13 protein-coding genes, 2 tRNA genes and 3 rRNA genes are annotated in these 14,962 nt (G+C 32.5%); 8 read left to right on the forward strand and 10 right to left on the reverse strand.

The annotated features are described in order from the left end of the window. Nucleotides 1-66: 66 nt before the first annotated feature. The 5 genes from rrf to ALANTH_RS10880 form a co-directional block, all read right to left on the reverse strand. Nucleotides 67-182 (reverse strand): 5S ribosomal RNA (gene rrf, locus ALANTH_RS10860). 168 nt (nt 183-350) lie between these two features. Further along, nucleotides 351-3,263 (reverse strand): 23S ribosomal RNA (locus tag ALANTH_RS10865). Between the two features lie 349 nt (nt 3,264-3,612). Next, nucleotides 3,613-3,688 (reverse strand) — tRNA-Ala (locus ALANTH_RS10870). Nucleotides 3,689-3,707: 19 nt separating this feature from the next. Next, nucleotides 3,708-3,784: transfer RNA gene (locus ALANTH_RS10875), tRNA-Ile, on the reverse strand. Between the two features lie 106 nt (nt 3,785-3,890). Beyond that, nucleotides 3,891-5,408 (reverse strand): 16S ribosomal RNA (locus tag ALANTH_RS10880). The 16S, 23S and 5S rRNA genes sit together here with 2 tRNA genes alongside, the layout of an rRNA operon. A gap of 490 nt (nt 5,409-5,898) precedes the next feature. Between ALANTH_RS10880 and ALANTH_RS10885 the strand changes: the two genes are divergently transcribed. Next, complete coding sequence (locus tag ALANTH_RS10885) at nt 5,899-6,618, forward strand: Bax inhibitor-1/YccA family protein (protein WP_026807033.1); 720 nt, start codon at nt 5,899-5,901, stop codon at nt 6,616-6,618. A gap of 44 nt (nt 6,619-6,662) precedes the next feature. After that, complete coding sequence (locus ALANTH_RS10890; RefSeq protein WP_029888419.1) at nt 6,663-7,067, forward strand: hypothetical protein; 405 nt, start codon at nt 6,663-6,665, stop codon at nt 7,065-7,067. Here the strand turns inward: ALANTH_RS10890 and ALANTH_RS10895 are convergent. Then, nucleotides 7,019-7,711 carry a methyltransferase domain-containing protein gene (locus ALANTH_RS10895; RefSeq protein WP_026807034.1) on the reverse strand — a complete coding sequence of 231 codons (693 nt, stop codon included), beginning with the start codon at nt 7,709-7,711 and terminating at the stop codon, nt 7,019-7,021. The two genes, ALANTH_RS10890 and ALANTH_RS10895, sit on opposite strands and share 49 nt — an antisense overlap. Before the next feature lie 95 nt (nt 7,712-7,806). Here ALANTH_RS10895 and secG point away from each other — a divergent pair, with 95 nt between their 5' ends. From secG to ALANTH_RS10920, 5 genes are read left to right on the forward strand one after another with little or no spacing between them, the layout of a single operon-like run. After that, nucleotides 7,807-8,148 carry a preprotein translocase subunit SecG gene (gene secG, locus ALANTH_RS10900; RefSeq protein ID WP_026802742.1) on the forward strand — a complete coding sequence of 114 codons (342 nt, stop codon included), beginning with the start codon at nt 7,807-7,809 and terminating at the stop codon, nt 8,146-8,148. A gap of 12 nt (nt 8,149-8,160) precedes the next feature. Beyond that, complete coding sequence (frr, locus tag ALANTH_RS10905; RefSeq protein WP_026802743.1) at nt 8,161-8,718, forward strand: ribosome recycling factor; 558 nt, start codon at nt 8,161-8,163, stop codon at nt 8,716-8,718. 3 nt (nt 8,719-8,721) lie between these two features. Continuing rightward, nucleotides 8,722-9,330, forward strand: coding sequence for an orotate phosphoribosyltransferase (gene pyrE / locus ALANTH_RS10910; RefSeq protein ID WP_026807035.1), 609 nt, complete (start codon nt 8,722-8,724; stop codon nt 9,328-9,330). Next, nucleotides 9,330-9,812 carry an RDD family protein gene (locus tag ALANTH_RS10915; RefSeq protein ID WP_026807036.1) on the forward strand — a complete coding sequence of 161 codons (483 nt, stop codon included), beginning with the start codon at nt 9,330-9,332 and terminating at the stop codon, nt 9,810-9,812. Before pyrE ends, ALANTH_RS10915 begins: the two co-directional genes overlap by 1 nt. Further along, nucleotides 9,812-10,894: an MFS transporter gene (locus ALANTH_RS10920; protein ID WP_026802746.1), complete on the forward strand. Its 1,083-nt coding sequence runs from the start codon at nt 9,812-9,814 to the stop codon at nt 10,892-10,894. Before ALANTH_RS10915 ends, ALANTH_RS10920 begins: the two co-directional genes overlap by 1 nt. A 21-nt stretch (nt 10,895-10,915) precedes the next feature. Here ALANTH_RS10920 and ALANTH_RS10925 read toward each other — a convergent pair whose 3' ends face one another. Then, nucleotides 10,916-11,881 (reverse strand): zinc transporter ZntB, encoded by a 966-nt coding sequence (locus ALANTH_RS10925; RefSeq protein ID WP_026802747.1) that lies wholly within the window; start codon nt 11,879-11,881, stop codon nt 10,916-10,918. 3 nt (nt 11,882-11,884) lie between these two features. Beyond that, entirely contained in the window at nt 11,885-12,628 is a 744-nt protein-coding gene (locus tag ALANTH_RS10930; protein WP_026807037.1) for a YaaA family protein, read from the reverse strand. Nucleotides 12,629-12,747: 119 nt separating this feature from the next. Between ALANTH_RS10930 and ALANTH_RS10935 the strand changes: the two genes are divergently transcribed. Beyond that, nucleotides 12,748-13,593: a YitT family protein gene (locus ALANTH_RS10935; protein ID WP_026802749.1), complete on the forward strand. Its 846-nt coding sequence runs from the start codon at nt 12,748-12,750 to the stop codon at nt 13,591-13,593. 15 nt (nt 13,594-13,608) lie between these two features. Here the strand turns inward: ALANTH_RS10935 and ALANTH_RS10940 are convergent, their stop codons facing one another. Together ALANTH_RS10940 and ALANTH_RS10945 are read right to left on the reverse strand one after the other, a co-directional pair. Then, complete coding sequence (locus ALANTH_RS10940) at nt 13,609-14,250, reverse strand: MarC family NAAT transporter (protein WP_026802750.1); 642 nt, start codon at nt 14,248-14,250, stop codon at nt 13,609-13,611. A gap of 11 nt (nt 14,251-14,261) precedes the next feature. Then, nucleotides 14,262-14,903, reverse strand: a complete 642-nt coding sequence (locus ALANTH_RS10945) for a Crp/Fnr family transcriptional regulator (RefSeq protein WP_029888420.1) — start codon at nt 14,901-14,903, stop codon at nt 14,262-14,264. Nucleotides 14,904-14,962 lie beyond the last annotated feature (59 nt).

Consider the following 14,962-nt stretch of genomic DNA (forward strand, 5'->3'; position numbering starts at 1 on the left):
AAAAAGGGGATACTTTCCCTAAAACACAAGATAAAGTAGCTTAGGGAAGGTATTAAAGACTCAAAGAGTTAGCGATGACCTACGTTTCCACCGGGGGACCCAGCAGTATTATCGGCGATGAAGTGCTTGACTACCAGGTTCGGAATGGGGCTGGGTATTTCCACTTCTCTGTAACCACTAACAAAGTTGAGTATTAAAAGAATCATAGAGATAATCTCTTAATACTCAACTTTAACAAAAGAGTTAAAGGAATAAAGATAATGTTAAAGTCTTAAAAGTAAATTTTCAAAAAAAACCTACACAAATATAAAGTAAAGATATACTTAATAAGATAGTAAACCAAAGAAATAAAAAATAAGCCAAACGTTCTATTAGTACTGGTCAGCTAAACGCCTTACAACGCTTACACATCCAGCCTATCAACCAGCTAGTCTTGCTGGGAACTTCAGGGAAAGTTCATCTTAGAGTTGGCTTCGAGCTTAGATGCTTTCAGCTCTTATCACATCCGTACGTAGCTACCCAACGATGCTCTTGGCAGAACAATTGGTACACTAGTGGTACGTTCATCCCGGTCCTCTCGTACTAGGGACAAATCTCTTCAACTTTCCTACGCCCACGGAAGATAGGGACCGAACTGTCTCACGACGTTCTGAACCCAGCTCGCGTACCGCTTTAAATGGCGAACAGCCATACCCTTGGGACCGACTACAGCCCCAGGATGCGATGAGCCGACATCGAGGTGCCAAACCTCCCCGTCGATGTGAGCTCTTGGGGGAGATCAGCCTGTTATCCCCGGCGTACCTTTTATCCTTTGAGCGATGGCCCTTCCACGCAGAACCACCGGATCACTATGACCGACTTTCGTCTCTGTTCGACTTGTAGGTCTCACAGTCAAGCTAGTTTATGCCATTATACTCAACAAGCGATTTCCATCCGCTTTGAACTAACCTTTGTAAGCCTCCGTTACTATTTAGGAGGCGACCGCCCCAGTCAAACTACCCACCAGACATTGTCCTGAAAGAGGATAACTCTTCGCAGTTAGTAACTCAAATATTCAAGGGTGGTATCTCAAGGATGGCTCCGACTCTACTGGCGTCTAGTCATCATAGCCTCCCACCTATCCTGCACATGAATATCCAAGCTACAGTGTCAAGCTGTAGTAAAGGTGCACGGGGTCTTTCCGTCTTTCCGCGGGTAGGAGGAATTTTCACCTCCACTACAATTTCACTGGATCCCTCTTTGAGACAGCTCCCATCTCGTTACGCCATTCATGCAGGTCAGTATTTAACTGACAAGGAATTTCGCTACCTTAGGACCGTTATAGTTACGGCCGCCGTTTACTCGGGCTTCAATCAAATGCTTCGCTTGCGCTGACATCATCAGTTAACCTTCGAGCACCGGGCAGGCGTCACACCTTATACATCCACTTACGTGTTAGCAAAGTGCTGTGTTTTTGGTAAACAGTCGGGAGGGACTCTTTGTTGCAACCTCTTTGGCTTTTTGAAGCAAGTTCATATACCAAAGTAGGCACACCTTATACCGAAGATACGGTGCTATTTTGCAGAGTTCCTTAAAGAGGGTTCTTCCACGCGCCTTAGAATACTCATCCCACCCACCTGTGTCGGTTTACGGTACGGGCAACATATAATATACTTAGTGGCTTTTCTTGGCACGACAGTATCATCGATTCTCCATCTCCTCCGAAGAGTGTCAAGAGCCTGTAAGATCTCGGTCTAATGTTAAGCGGATTTGCCTACTTAACAACCTACGTCCTTCGAGCCACACTTCCATCCGTGACCTCGATTAACTCTATGCGTCCCCACATCGCGCTTATATGTTGGTATTGGAATATTAACCAATTTGCCATCGTCTACCCCTTTCGGACTCGACTTAGGTCCCGACTAACCCTACGATGACGAGCATCGCGTAGGAAACCTTGGGTTTTCGGCGAACAGGATTCTCACCTGTTTTATCGCTACTCATGCCTGCATGCTCACTTCTATCCGCTCCAACGCTCCTTACCGGTACATCTTCTACGCTGAATAGAACGCTCTCCTACCACTTGTACATAGTACAAGTCTAAAGCTTCGGTGTACATCTTAGCCCCGTTATATTTTCCGCGCAGAATCACTAGACCAGTGAGCTGTTACGCTTTCTTTAAAGGATGGCTGCTTCTAAGCCAACCTCCTGGTTGTCACAGTAACTCCACATCGTTTTCCACTTAGATGTAACTTAGGGACCTTAGCTGTTAGTCTGGGTTGTTCCCCTCTCGACGATTGATTTTATCACCCACCGCCTGACTCCTGTGATTCCACATATAGTATTCATAGTTTGATAGGGTTTGGTACCGCGGTAAGCAGCCCTAGCCCATTCAGTGCTCTACCCCTATATGCTACAACACAAGGCTATACCTAAATATATTTCGGAGAGAACCAGCTATCACGAAGTTTGATTGGCCTTTCACCCCTATCCACAAGTCATCCCAAGACTTTTCAACGTCAGCGGGTTCGGTCCTCCACTGGCTCTTACACCAGCTTCAACCTGCTCATGGATAGATCACTTCGTTTCGGGTCTGCAGCTAGTGACTATGGCGCCCTATTAAGACTCGCTTTCGCTACGGCTTCGTACTTGACTTAACCTTGCCACTAACCACAACTCGCAGGCTCATTATGCAAAAGGCAGTCCATCACCCTGATAAATCATAGGGCTCTGAATGATTGTAAGCTAATGGTTTCAGGTTCTATTTCACTCTGCTCGCTGCAGTACTTTTCACCTTTCCCTCACGGTACTTGTTCACTATCGATCTGTAAGTAGTATTTAGGATTGGAGGGTGGTCCCCCCAGATTCAGTCAAAATATCACGTGTTCCGACCTACTCAGGATACTATTAAAATTATTGATGATTTAAATTACAGGAGTTTCACCTTCTATGCTACACTTTTCCAAGTATTTCATCTATCATCTTTAATTTACGTTATAGTCCTACAACCCCCAATGCAAGCATTGGGTTTGTCCTAATCCGCGTTCGCTCGCCGCTACTTACGGAATCTCTTTTGATTTCTCTTCCTCTAGCTACTGAGATGTTTCACTTCACTAGGTTCGCTCCCCGTAGGGTAATATATATCTCTATATACTGGGTTGCCCCATTCAGAAATCCACGGATCAAAGCTCTTTGGCAGCTCCCCGTGGCTTATCGCAGCCTAATACGTCTTTCATCGCCTCTTACAGTCTAGGCATCCACCATTAGCCCTTAATAGCTTATTATTGCCTGATAAATATATCGCTATATTTATCAATTTGTTTTGATAATATTCTTTGGCTACTATCTTATTAAATATATTCTATTTAATAATTTAGTTGTGTTCTATCTATAGTTATATAATAAATTAAATCTATTCTAATTTATCACAAATTATTGATATGAAATTTTTTTTATTTAAAATTAAATATTACTATTTAATCTTACGAAAAAATTTTAAAGACTTTAACATTATATTTTTAAATATCGTACTATTTTAATAACTATTGTTATCTTTTTAGTGTTCTTTAGGATAAATCCTAATATAAATCTTATCTGCTATAAAACTTATATTAGAATTTCTTTAAATATATATGGTGGAGAATAGCGGGATCGAACCGCTGACCTCCTGCGTGCAAAGCAGGCGCTCTCCCAGCTGAGCTAATTCCCCAACAAAGATTATCTTATTATGGTGGGCCTATCAGGACTTGAACCTGAGACCTCACGATTATCAGTCGAGCGCTCTAGCCAGCTGAGCTATAGGCCCATTTACCTATATATTTATTCAAATAATCTTTATAAACCGAATATATATTGTTAATTGTTTTTCATTTTTCTATGTATTAAGAAACAAATCTTAATACATTTCTCTGAAAGGAGGTGATCCAACCGCAGGTTCTCCTACGGTTACCTTGTTACGACTTCACCCCAGTCGCTGAATCCACTGTGGAAGGTAGCTACTTTAGCATCCCCGCTTCGAATGAGTTCAACTCCCATGGTGTGACGGGCGGTGAGTACAAGACCCGGGAACGTATTCACCGTAGCATAGCTGATCTACGATTACTAGCGATTCCAACTTCATGTAGTCGAGTTGCAGACTACAATCCGAACTGGGAGATATTTTATAAGATTTGCTCCACATCACTGTATTGCTGCTCTTTGTATATCCCATTGTAGCACGTGTGTAGCCCTGGACGTAAGGGCCATGATGACTTGACGTCATCCTCACCTTCCTCCTACTTGCGTAGGCAGTCTCGTTAGAGTTCTCAGCCGAACTGTTAGCAACTAACGACGAGGGTTGCGCTCGTTGCGGGACTTAACCCAACATCTCACGACACGAGCTGACGACAGCCGTGCAGCACCTGTATGCAAGTTTCTGCAAGCAGACACTAATCTATCTCTAAATCATTCTTACTATGTCAAGTCCAGGTAAGGTTCTTCGTGTATCGTCGAATTAAACCACATGCTCCACCGCTTGTGCGGGTCCCCGTCTATTCCTTTGAGTTTTAATCTTGCGACCGTACTCCCCAGGCGGTACACTTAATGTGTTAACTGCATTACTGCAAGATCTAGTCTCACAACAACTAGTGTACATCGTTTAGGGCGTGGACTACCAGGGTATCTAATCCTGTTTGCTCCCCACGCTTTCGCATCTCAGCGTCAATAATGTTCCAGTAGATCGCCTTCGCAATCGGTATTCCTTCTGATCTCTACGGATTTTACCCCTACACCAGAAATTCCATCTACCTCTCCCACATTCTAGATTAACAGTTTTCAAAGCAGTTCTATAGTTAAGCTATAGGATTTCACTTCAAACTTATCAATCCGCCTACATGCTCTTTACGCCCAGTGATTCCGAGTAACGCTTGCACCCCCCGTATTACCGCGGCTGCTGGCACGGAGTTAGCCGGTGCTTATTCATATAATACCGTCATCATCTTCTTATATAAAAGGAGTTTACGCACCGAAATGTGTCATCCTCCACGCGGCGTTGCTGCATCAGACTTTCGTCCATTGTGCAATATTCCCCACTGCTGCCTCCCGTAGGAGTCTGGACCGTGTCTCAGTTCCAGTGTGACTGATCATCCTCTCAAACCAGTTATGCGTCATTGTCTTGGTAGGCCATTACCCCACCAACTAACTGATACAATACAGGCCAATCTCTTACCAATAAATCTTTCCCTTATAAACTTTTGTTTATAAGGAATATAAGGTATTAGCAAACGTTTCCATTTGTTATCCCTTAGTAAGAGGCATATTACCTATACATTACTCACCCGTGCGCCACTTAGCTGACAACTATAGCAAGCTATAGCCCGTTCTCGTTCGACTTGCATGTGTTAAGCACGCCGCCAGCGTTCACTCTGAGCCAGGATCAAACTCTCCATAAATTATCTATATCTAGTCCATATATCTTACTATATAATCTAAACATATCTTTATAGTGTTTGAAACTGACATATTCTATAATTACTCTTAAAATTATATATCTATCTCTAAACATACTCTCTTATTCGTTAGTTACAAAATTATCACTCAAATTATAGACAAGTTCTTAATCTATACATCATCTCTGACATACAAACTCTCCACTTGTACATTTTTTTTATTTTTTTAACAATCATATATTCGGTTTATAAAGATTACTTCTCTATCACCGTCTTAAACTTTAAAGAACTTTTAACCCTTCTGGTCAAATTGGACGGGAATTATAATAGCTTTTTTTTCCTTTGTCAAGAGTATTGCGCTTAATCTAAGCTTAAATTTTGGAAATTGTATTTATTAATCTTTTATTTACAATTTTTTTATATTATAATGCCTAGATATGACATCATTGTCATACTAATGTTAATGTTCTAAAAAATTAATAAAGGAAAGAAAATGTATAACAGAGATTATTTGACAGATCAAAGTAGTAGTCACTCAAACGAATCTTCACAAAGACAAGCATATATAATGAGCTTTTTAAAAGCGACTTATCAATTGTTTGCTGGTTCTATGTTGGCAGCAACTGCTGGTGCTTACATAGGACTTGAAATAGTATCTGCTTTAGTTGGGATGCACTGGATACTATTTATTGCTGTAATGGGATTAGTATTTTTTGTAATTCCAAGAGTAAAACATAAACAAGGTATAAACCTAGTTGCTTTATTTGGTGTTACATTCTTAACAGGATTAATGATAGCTCCATTATTAGCTTCAATTTTAGCTATGCCTGGTGGGGCAGCTATTGCAGGTCAAGCATTTTTAATGACATCAATAGCATTTGGTGGAATTTCAATGTTTGCAATGACAACTAAAAAAGATTTTTCATTTATGGGTGGATTTTTGTTCGCTTCATTTTGGATACTTTTTGCAGCAGGGATTATATTTGCTTTAGGTACAACTTTTGGTTGGTTTGCGTATTCAAGTATATTTCACTTATTTCTATCTAGTGGTATTGCAATTTTAATGTGTGGATTCATACTTTATGATACTCAACAAATTATCAAAGGAAACTATGATTCACCAGTTGAAGCGGCACTTTCATTATACTTAGACTTCTTTAACCTATTTGTATCTTTATTACAAATACTTGGTATTATGAGAAGTAACGACTAAATTAGCTATAGGGATAAAGCCCTATAGTTATACTTATATATTCAATGAACTCAAAAAATTTAAGAATCATCGATGCAAATTTAAATAGGTTACGAGAAGGAATTCGAGTAGTTGAAGATATATTTAGATATGTTTATAATGATAAAAATAACTCAATAAAATTAAAAAATCTAAGACATCTAGCCAGAACAGAAAATTACTATGAAATTCTTGAAACAAGAGATGTAAAAAATGATGTTTTGAGAAATTCAATAAAAAGTGAACAAAATAGAGAAGATTTAAACTCAATTTTAATAGCAAATTTTAAAAGAGCTCAAGAGAGTGCTAGAGTTTTAGAAGAACTTACAAAGCTATCATCTATAAGGGATAGTGAGAATTTTAAGTATATTAGATACGAACTTTATAATTTAGAAATTGTTTTAACAAAAATAACTTCAAATTCTAAATAGTTTAAATTATAATTTTGATACAATTTTTTTGCTATTTCATAAGATAATTCACTACTTCCACTAACACCTGATTTCTTTATATAATCAAATAAATCTTTTTTACTATCAAACTCTAATTTGTAAAAAATCGTTTCAAATTCACAAGTAAAATATTTAGAAAAAGCATCTTTTATACTATATTCATCTAATATAGGAGATAAAGTATTTGTAAGTTTTTGAATAGTTTTAAAAGTATTCGAAGTAAATAAAACTGCATTTATCTCTTTTGTAATTTTAGATAAAGAAAACACTATTTTTTCTAGATCAATTGACCATTGCAGAGCAGAAGATGATAAAACAATATCATAATAATCATTTTTTATATCTTCAAAAAACTCTTTACTGTCAAAATTTAGACATTTTATTTCAAGATTATTAGATTTTGGATGAAGTTCACACATCGAAATAGAACTATCTATAGCTTTATAAAAATCAAATTCCCAATTTATATTTGAAAAAATTTGTCCAGAACCACAACCAAGTTCTAAAATTCTTTTAGGTTTAGTTTTTAATTCTCTTATTAATGATTTTGCACAAATTTGTTGAATTATATTATACGATTGATATTCTCTAGCATATTTTGAAAACTGATTTTTAAGTTCCATTTATCTCTTTGTAATTATTATATTTATATTTTTTTAACATTATTTTAACAAGTTTTAGATAAAATAGACACCATTTTTAAAAAAGGAACTAGATAATGACATCTACACTTTTAATCGTTCAATTTGTTTTAGCTGTACTAATTGTAATAGTTGTATTACTTCAAAAAAGCTCAAGTATTGGTTTAGGAGCTTATAGTGGAAGTAATGAATCTCTATTTGGAGCTAAAGGTCCTGCAAACTTTTTAACAAAAGCAACAATGTTTTTAGGGCTACTGTTTGTGTTAAACACACTGTTTTTAGGATATACATATAATCAAGAGAGAAATAAAAGTGCTATTGATAAAATCAAACCTGAACTTTTAATTCCAGCAAGTCCAACTACGGAAAACCAAGCTCCTATTGCACCTGAAACAAATATACCAAATAAAGCAGAATAAAAAGGAAAATATATGTTAGAGGAAATTTATTCACAAACTAAAGAACAAATGGATAAGTCTATTGAATCTTTAAAAAGAGATTACAAAACTTTACGAACAGGTAAAGTAAATGTAAATATTTTAGATAATATAAAAGTTGATTACTATGGAACACCAACAGATTTAAGTCAAGTGGGTTCTGTTTTAGCAACTGATGCAACTACAATAACTATAAGTCCTTGGGAAAAAAATCTTTTGGGAACTATAGAAAAAGCTATCCAAACTGCAAATATTGGAGTAAATCCAAATAATAATGGAGAAGTAATCAAATTATTTTTCCCACCAATGACTGTTGAACAAAGACAAGAAACAGCAAAACAAGCAAAAACTATGACTGATAATGCAAAAGTTGCTATTAGAAATATTAGACAAAATGCAAATACAAAAATTAAAAATCTTTTAAAAGATAAAGAAATTACAGAAGATGATAGTAAAAAAGCACAGGATGAAGTTCAAAAAATAACTGATAGTTATGTAGCAAAAGCTGATGAAACTTTAAAAACTAAAGAGAAAGAGATTTTAACGGTATAAGTTATGAATATAGAACAAATATATAAAGATGCAAACGCTCTATTAGAAGGGCATTTTAAACTAAGTAGTGGAAATCATTCATCATTTTATCTACAAAGTGCAAAAGTTTTAGAAGATCCAAAAACTGCAAAAGTTTTAGCTGAAGCTTTAGCAGTTGAAATAAAAAAATCTGGTATAAAAATTGATGCTGTTTGTGCACCAGCACTTGGTGGACTTATAGCTGGTTTTGCACTTGCAACTGCACTTGATGTAAGATTTATATTTGCAGAAAGAGCTGAAGGTGAAATGACTATAAGAAGAGGATTTGAAGTAAAAGCTGGAGAAAAATATCTTGTTTGTGAAGATATTATAACAACTGGTGGAAGTGCTTTAGAAGCTGCAAGAGAAATTGAAAAAGGTGGTGCAGAAGTTGTAGCTTATGCTGCTTTGGCAAATAGAGGTTTCTGTAAGAGAGTGGGAAGTATAATAGAAAGAAAAGACAATTGTAGACTTCCTCTAGATAAACCACTTTTCGCTCTAGAAGATTTTGCATTTGAAATGTATGCACCTGAAAACTGTCCTATGTGTAAAGATGGAAGTATAGCTATAAAACCAGGTAGTAGAGGGAATTAATGGCTAAATGGAGAGATGTAAAACAAAAAAGAATTAAAGATTCTAATTTAAAACTAGATAAAGAAACTTTAAATTCTAATGGTTTTGTATCTCTTGGAAAAAGGCTTAAAGCCTTTTTAATTGATCTATTTTTAGTAACAACTCCAATATTTTACATTGTAATATACTTTATAATGGGTGGAGGGGATGGTTTTGCACAAAATAGACTTTTAGGTTGGGGTATTATTTTAATTGTTGTTTTTTTAATACTTATATCTTTATGGCTCACTAAAGGGCAAACTCCTGGACTAAAAGCTTATGAACTAAAGCTTGTAGATAGAACTACAAAACAAAGAATGAACTTTTATCAAGCATTTCTTCGTTATATATCAACACTATTCTCAATTATATTAATACTACCACTTTTTTATCCTTTTTTTGATAAAGATAGGAAAACAGTACAAGATATACTTTCAGGAACTATTATAATAGATGAAGAGTAATGCTCTTTTTTAATATTTCAGCTTTTTATTTTTTTTACTTTGCAGCTGTTGGAATATATGTAATATTCTTACCAAAAGTATTAAATGATATTGGATATAGTACTTTTGATATTGGTATCATTTTAGCTGTTGCTCCTTTGATGAAATTTGCTATGCCATTTTTATTTTTAAAACATATTAGTCTAAATAAATACATGTTTAAAAAAGCACTATTTCTTACAGTTTTAGCTGTTGCTCTTTTTTATATAACAATCAATCATTTTTATATATTTATGTTAAATAATGCTTTTTTAGCTGCTTGTTTATCTTTGATTTTACCTTATCTAGAAGTTACAACTGTAACTGTTTTAGGAAAAGATAAATATGGGAAGGCTAGACTTTTTGGCTCAATTGGATTCATGATTATTGCATTAGTTTTAGCAAAAGTTTTAACTACCCCTTTTGTTGCTCTTCATTACTATTTAGGTGTTGTTATTTTAACAGTAATTTTTGCACTGCTACTTTTAAAAAATGATTTAGAAGAAAAGATAAGTCCAATAAGTGATGAAATATTTTCTTTTATGAAGCACTTTGCTTTTTGGGCAAGTATATTTTTCATGCAAGTAAGTTTTGGTTCATTTTATAACTTTTTTACAATATATGAATTAGATCATGGCTTATCTTTAGAAACTATCTCATATCTTTGGTCTTTTGGTGTAATTTGTGAAATTATAATGCTCTATTATCAAGCTCCAATTTTAAAAAACAATCTTTTATCTATAATAAAATTTTGTATAGGAATCACTGCTTTTAGATGGTTACTTCTATATTTATACCCACAATCAATTGAAGTTGTATTTTTTACTCAAGCTATTCATGCATTTTCATTTGCTTTATTTCATAGCTCAGTTGTAATTTATTTGTATTCACTTTATGATAATAAAAAACTAGCTCAACAGTTTATGTTTGGTGTTGGTTATGGTTTAGGTGGTTTTATAGGTGCTTTAATTGCTGGAGCAACTTATGGAGAATATCTATTTTTATTTAGTACTATTTTTGCATTTATTGCTTATATATGTGTATTATTTATTAAAAAAATATAATATAAGTAATAAATATTTTATCTAAATCCACCTCTTCTTTTTAAAAATATAAAACTGAAATCCAACAACTAAAACTAAAATTATTATAAATATATAAAAAGCATTATCATTAGAAGATCCTGGAATCCCACCAACATTTATTCCTAAAAGACCTGTTAAAAAAGTCAGTGGTAAAAATATTGCAGATAAAATAGCTAAAATATACATTTTTTTATTCATTTGTTCCGTTAAACTATTTACCAACTCTTCTTGAAAAAGTATAACTTTATCTCTAATAGTATCAAGTTCTTCTATATGTCTTATTAGTTGATCTGTTGTTTCTCTTAACTCAATTTTCTGATATTCATCAATCCATGTTAATTTTTCATTATATAGCCTCACTAAAGCTTCTTTTTGTGGAGCCAAATATCTTTTTATAGTTATACATTCTCTTCTAATTTTAAGTATTTCTGTTCGAAATTCTGTATTATTTTCAGTATCTAAAATATTTTCTTCTAAGAAATCTGCTTTTTCTTCAATTTTATCTATAACATCATCCATTCTATCAATCATTCTATAAGTTAATTCAACTAAAAATTCTGAAGAACTTTTAACTCCTTGACCTTTTTTTAGATTTTCTACTATCTCTGCTACAGATAAAATATTTTTTTTACTTGTTGTTATAATCAAATTTGATGATATAAAAATCCGAATAGAAATCATTTTCTCTGGTTTTGCATTTTTTTCTAAATTTACACCTCTTAATGCAATAAGTAAAGAATCATTTAAAACAATTGTTCTTGGTCTTGTTTCATCAGCTAAAAGAGCATCTACTGCAATAGAATCAATATTACTACTATTTGTAATCCAATTTTGAGCTTCTTCGCTTGTATAGTCAAAATGTACCCATAAAATTTTATTCTCTTTTTGTAGATTATTTAAACTATCATATTCTAATTCGATAGCACTTCCATTTTTTTCTATTAAAAAACCTTGAAATGACTTCATATTTTACCCTTGATTTATACTATAAACTATTTCTCTTTTAAATTTTTGTTCTTTTATCTCTTCAATCTTTAAGATCTTTAACTCTAAATTCATCAAATCAGCAAAGGTATTTATACTATTTTGAGCAAGAGTTTTTAAGATTTCTCCTCTATACGCTTTTGCAAAATGACTTACAACTTTTCCATCTTTTATAAATTTCATAGTTAAATAAGGTTTTTTAAGTGTATAAAATTTCTCATAGAATCCTGCTCGTAAGTCTAAAATATCTTCATCTTGTAAATATTTATCTAATATATTTGAAAAATTATCATTATAAAATTTCTCAATTTTTAAATTTAAAAAAGTTTCACCTTGTTTTAACTTATAATCAGGAATTTTATCACTAGCTTTTAATACACCAAATAAATTTGAAAATATTAAAACATTATTATCTATATATTTTTGTGCTGATTCTTCTAAATTATTATAAGAAAGGTAATCATAGGCAACACCTTCATATCTTTTTATAGCTTTCATTATAGGATTTTTAAAAATATCTATTCTATACTTTTCTATTATCTCCTTTTTCTTTGTACCAAAAAGTTTAGATAACTCATCATTTGAAGCAATCTCTAAAAACTTGTTATATGAATTTATAATTTCTAATCTTTTTTCAAAGAATTCAGGAAAAATAAAACTATTCTTATCAAATCCATTTTCTTCTCCACCATTAATTTTTGTCTCACTTGGAGAAAATAAAATCTTCATATTTATCCTTTAATATCACCTAATCAAAGCTTATTATAAATTATTATACAATCTTCACTATAAATTTCTATTTTACTTATCTATTATACTTATAAATATACTTTTAAACTGGAAAAACTATGAAAACTTTTGAAATAAAACAATATATTTTTATAATATGTGGTTCTTTATCATTATCCTTTGGAACTGTTGCATTTTTATCACCAAATGAGATAATAACAGGAGGAGGAATAGGAATATCTCTTCTTCTACACTTTTTATTCCCATCAATTACATTAGGGATTATTATGGCTATAGTTAGCCTTCCATTTTTGATATTATCTTATATTTATTTTGGTAAATACTATTTATTTAAAACTTTTATAGTAGTTATTTTATTATCAAGTTTTACAGATATTTTAAAAGAAATCTTAAAAATAAATCCTATTACAAATGATATCCTCTTAGCTGCAATATTTGGTGGAATGTTTATTGGTTTAGGTGTTGGATTAATAATCAAAGGAAGAGCTTCTACGGGAAGTACTTCTGTAGTAGGAGAAATAGTTGCAAAAAAAACAAAATATAAAGCTGCTGAAGTTTTACTTGGAATTGATGCTGCTATTATGTTTGCATCTATTTTTGTATACAATAATATTGATAAATCACTTTATAGTATGATTAGTGTATATGTTGGTATAAAAATTATTGACATTATTTTAACAGGTCGTCCATCTAAAAAAATAGTAAATATTGTATCTACAAATATTGATGTATTGAAAGAGCAAATAAGAGAAAAAATTGAAGAGCATGGAACAATTTTAACTGGAATTGGACTACATCAAGGTCAAGATAAAACAATTATATATATTGCAGTTGAAGCGAGTAAAATTGAACTCTTAAGAGACTTGATTAAAAAATATGATCCAGATGGTTTTATGATAATATCTGAAGCTTCTGAATTTTTAGGAAGAGATAATAGTATCTAAATAGATACTATTATTTTAATTTGGGAAATTAATTATTATCTCTTTTACACCATTTATAACAAATTGTGTTCCCATACAAACCAATAAAAAGCCCATAACTCTAGAAATAGCATCAACTCCATTTCGACCTACTATTTTCATAATAGAATCTGCACTTCTCAAACACAACCATAAAATTACACTTAGAATTAAAGGTACAGCTATTGATGTAACATATATAATCCAAGCTGGAGTATCTGATTGTCCACTACTAACAGTAGAAGCTGCACTAATAACCATTGCAATAGTACCTGGTCCTGCTGTACTTGGCATAGCAAGAGGAACAAAAGCTATACTCTCACTTTTTTGATTTTGCTGTTCATCCTCTTTTTTTGCAGGGAATAACATCCTCAAGCCAATATATGAAACAATCATACCTCCAGCAATTCTAAGTCCTGGAATTGAGATACCAAAACTTTTCATTATAAATTGTCCAAAATAAAATGATAAAACAATAATAAGAAATACATAAATTGAAGCATTAAGTGCCTCTTTATTTTTTTCTTGTTTTGTCATAGTAGATGATAAGCCAATAAATAGTGCAACTGTTGTTATTGGATTAGCAAGTGGTATTAAAACTATAAGTCCCATTGTAATAGTGTTTATTAATTCAATCATTTATATCCTTTCTAATTTGCAATCTTTTGCAATCTTTCATAATCTAAAATTTTTATTGTTCCTTTATCATTTTCTATAATATTATCCTTCTTTAATTTTGCTAATTGTCTTGAAAAAGTTTCAGGAGTTATATTTAAAATTTGTGCAATTTTTACTTGTTTTAGGCTAGGGAGTAATTTTTCATTCTCAAATAAAAATTTTGCAATTTTCTCTATGCTATTTAGAGTAATATTATAGTTTATAAAACTTTCTAAATATTTTATTTTTTTTGTAAGTGATTTTATAAAAAACATAGCAATTTCTGGTTTTAGCAAAAACTCTTCTTTAAATTTTTTATAATCAATTAATAAAACTTCTGAATCTGTTTCAAAAGAACAATTTGCTATAAAATTTATCTCTTCATAATTAACAATTTCAGCAATAAGTGCTGGTCCTACAAGATTATGAATCACTACTTCATTATCTTTAAAATCATGTGTATATAACTTTGCTATACCACGAATAAGTAAATGTAAATATTTTGATTCATCTCCTTTATAAAATAATATTTCACCTTTTTTATATAATTTTTTAAAAGATACCTCTTTTAATCTAGATAAATCTTTTTGCTCTAAAAAATTAAAAAAAGCATAATCTTTTTCATTTATTTCCATACTTTACTCTTTTCTTCTTGATACTTATCAATAATTTGTTAGCAATTATATGCAAAAAT

This window comes from Aliarcobacter lanthieri (genome assembly GCF_013201625.1).
Classification (GTDB): Bacteria; Campylobacterota; Campylobacteria; order Campylobacterales; family Arcobacteraceae; genus Aliarcobacter; species Aliarcobacter lanthieri.